This window comes from Actinokineospora sp. PR83 (genome assembly GCF_021056305.1).
Classification (GTDB): domain Bacteria; phylum Actinomycetota; class Actinomycetes; order Mycobacteriales; family Pseudonocardiaceae; genus Actinokineospora; species Actinokineospora spheciospongiae.
In genome coordinates this window covers 25,988-29,137 of record NZ_JAJCXD010000131.1, presented here as the reverse complement: position 1 = coordinate 29,137, position 3,150 = coordinate 25,988, and the positions used below count along the sequence as shown (strand labels likewise).

Here is a 3,150-nt window from a genome sequence, read left to right as displayed (position 1 = left end):
ACCGCCTTCGTCGAGCGGGTCGCGCGGGCGCTGCCCGCCACCGCGGGCGGCGTGCGGGGCGCGGGCGACCCCGACCGGCCGGTGCGGCGGGTGGCCGTCTCCGGCGGCGCGGGGGACTCCTACCTCGACGCCGCGACCGCCGCGGGCGTCGACGCGTACGTCACCGCCGACCTGCGCCACCACCCCGCGGGCGAGCACCTGGCGACCGGGGCGGGGCCCGCCCTGGTCGACGTGGCGCACTGGGCCAGCGAGTGGCCGTGGTGCGAGCAGGCGGCGGGCGTCCTGCGCACCGCGCTCGGCGGTACGGTCGTCACCACAGTCTCCACGCGCCGCACCGATCCCTGGACCGTTCAGGCCGCAGGCGCCCCTACCCCGACCGGGAGGTCCACCGGGTGAAAGCCGATCCCGCCGCCCAGCGCAGACTGCTCGACCTCGCCGAGGTCGACGCCGAACTCGGCCGCGTGCACCACCGGCGCACGTCCATGCCGGAGCTGGCCGAGATCACCGCGGCCGAGCAGGCCGTGCGCGCCTGCGCCGACGCGCGCGTCGCCGTGCAGACCCAGCTCGACGACCTCGACCGCGAGGTCACCAGGCAGGAGAAGGAGATCGACGCCGTGCGCGCCCGCGAGGAGCGCGACCGCGGGCTGATGGCGGGTGGCACCCTCAACAGCAAGGCGCTCACCGACATGGAGCACGAGATGGCCACCCTCAAGCGCCGCCGGTCGGTGCTCGAGGACGACCTGCTCGAGCTGATGGAGCGCCGCGAGGCCGTCGGGATGGACGCCCAGCACGCGGGGGTCGCCCTGGCCGAGGCCGAGCAGCGGCTGGCCGAGGTCACCGCCCGCCGCGACGAGAACCTGGCCGACCTGGACACCACCCAGGCCCGCCGCGACGCCGAGCGGGCCACGATCGTGCCCGGCGTCCCGGCGGGGCTGCTGGCCCTCTACGAGCGCAAGCGCGCCGCCCGCGGCATCGGCGCGGCCCTGCTGCGGGCCCGCCGCTGCGGCTCCTGCCAGATCGAGATCGACCGCCGCGAGCTGTCGCTGATCAAGGAGTCGCCCGCCGACGAGGTCGTCGAGCACGAGGAGTGCGGTGTGATCCTCGTCCGCACCGCCGAGTCGGGCGTGTAGCCGGTGGGGGAACCGATGCGCGTCAGCGTGGAGGCCGACGGCGGGTCCCGGGGCAACCCGGGGCCCGCGGGCTACGGCGCGGTGGTCTTCGGCCGGGGCGGCACCGTCCTGGCCGAGCGCGCCGAGGCGATCGGGGTGGCCACCAACAACGTGGCCGAGTACCGCGGCCTCATCGCGGGCCTGCGCGCCGCGGCCGACCTCGGCGCGGACGCCGTCGAGGTCCGGATGGACTCGAAGCTGGTGGTCGAGCAGATGGCGGGCCGCTGGAAGGTCAAGCACCCGGCGATGCGCCCGCTGGCCGACGAGGCCCGCGCCCTCGCCCGCGGCTTCCGGTCGGTCACCTTCACCTGGATCCCCCGCGCCGACAACGCCCACGCCGACCGCCTGGCCAACCAGGCCATGGACGGCACCCCCGTCTCCCGCACCGCCGCGGTCCCCGAGGACGCCGCCGCCCCCGCGAACGCCGGGGACGCGACCGGAGTGGCCCCCGCGGGCGCGGCGGGCCTGTTCGCCGCGCCGGTGGCCCCCACCGCCGCGTCGGCCCGGTCCGCCGACCCCGGCGCGGGTGGTGGCTCGGCCGCGCGGGTGGCCACCGGGCCTGCCCGGACCTCGCCCGCGGGGTGGACCGGCGCGCTCGGCACCCCCACCAAGGTGCTGCTGCTGCGCCACGGCCAGACCGCCATGTCGGTGGACCGCCGCTACTCCGGCCGCGGCGACGTCGCCCTCACCGCCCTCGGCGAGGCCCAGGCCGCCGCGGCGGGCCGCCGGGTCGCCGCGCTCGACGGCGTCGACGCGGACACCCCGATCCTCAGCTCGCCCCTGGGCCGCACCCGCCAGACCGCCCGGGCCGTCGCCGAGGCCACCGGTGGCTCGGTGGTGGTCCTCGACGAGCTGGTGGAGACCGACTTCGGCGGCTGGGAGGGCCTGACCTTCACCGAGGCCGCCGAGCGCGACCCCGACCTGCACCGCCGCTGGCTGTCCGACACCGCCGTGCCCCCGCCGGGCGGGGAGAGCTTCGACGTGGTGCACGAGCGGGTCACCCGGGCCCGCGACCGCGTCCTGGCCGGGTATGCGGGCCGGACCGTGGTCGTGGTCAGCCACGTGACCCCGATCAAGGGCCTGCTGCGGCTGGCCCTCGACGTCGGCCCGTCGATCCTCTTCCGCCTGCACCTGGATCTGGCGTCGCTGTCGATCGCCGAGTTCTACCCCGACGGCAACGCCTCGGTGCGCCTGGTCAACGACATCTCGCACCTGGCCTGACCGGCGGGGCTCACAGCGCCAGCCACAGCGCGACCACGGCCAGGGTGAGCGACAGCGGCACGGTCAGCAGCCCCAGCGCGGTGAACTCGCGCACCGTGGTCCGGATGCCGGTGCCCGCCAGCACCCGCCGCCACAGCAGGGTGGCCAGGGAACCGGCGTAGGTCAGGTTCGGGCCGATGTTGACCCCGAGCAGCATGGCCAGCAGGGCGCCGGGGTGCGGGCCGAGCACCGGCAGCAGCATCAGCGTCGCGGGCAGGTTGTTGACGAGGTTCGCCGCCACCGCCGCGACCGCGGCCACCCCGAGCAGGGCGGGCAGCGATTCCCCGCCGAGCGATTCCCCACTGGGGAGCACGGCGGTGAGCAGGTCCCGCCCCCCGTGCTCGGCCACCGCCTCCACGACCACCGTCAGCGCCACCACGAACAGGCACAGCAGCGGTGCGCACGCCCCCGCCACCGCCCGCACCGTCACCGTTCGCGCCACCAGCCCCCGCCCGCCCAGCACCACCGCCGCCGCGACCGCCACCCACACCGCCGCGACCCCCACGAGCGGACCCGCGCAGAACCCGACCAGCATCGCCGCGAGCACCCCCAGCGCGAACCGCGGCGCGGGCCCCGGCTCGGCCGCTTCCCGCGCCCCGCCCCGTTCCAGGTCGCCCGCGAAGAACCAGCGGAACACCGCGAACTCCACCGCGACCGCCACCACCCACGGGCCCGCCATCAGCCCCGCGAAGCCCAGGAACCCCAGCCCGCTCGCCCCGAA

4 protein-coding genes are annotated in these 3,150 nt (G+C 77.0%); 3 read left to right on the top strand and 1 reads right to left on the bottom strand.

Features of this window, described 5'->3' with window-relative positions; translation table 11 throughout:
- The 3 genes from L6E12_RS33150 to L6E12_RS33140 all read left to right on the top strand — a co-directional run.
- Window positions 1–396: Nif3-like dinuclear metal center hexameric protein (locus tag L6E12_RS33150; RefSeq protein ID WP_236231865.1), on the top strand; the 396-nt coding region annotated here is incomplete at its 5' end.
- Window positions 393–1,130 (top strand): zinc ribbon domain-containing protein, encoded by a 738-nt coding sequence (locus tag L6E12_RS33145; protein ID WP_236231864.1) that lies wholly within the window; start codon window positions 393–395, stop codon window positions 1,128–1,130. The genes L6E12_RS33150 and L6E12_RS33145, both read left to right, overlap by 4 nt.
- A gap of 15 nt (window positions 1,131–1,145) precedes the next feature.
- The gene (locus tag L6E12_RS33140; protein ID WP_236231863.1) at window positions 1,146–2,390 is read left to right on the top strand and encodes a bifunctional RNase H/acid phosphatase; all 1,245 of its coding nucleotides are present in this window, start codon (window positions 1,146–1,148) and stop codon (window positions 2,388–2,390) included.
- 10 nt (window positions 2,391–2,400) lie between these two features.
- Here the strand turns inward: L6E12_RS33140 and L6E12_RS33135 are convergent.
- A partial coding sequence (locus L6E12_RS33135; RefSeq protein WP_304523938.1) for an ArsB/NhaD family transporter occupies window positions 2,401–3,150 on the bottom strand: 750 nt, incomplete at its 5' end.

Coding starts and splice junctions, on each gene's coding strand:
- L6E12_RS33140 (WP_236231863.1), top strand. CDS start 1,146: ATGCGCGTCAGCGTGGAGGCCGACGGCGGGTCCCGGGGCAACCCGGGG.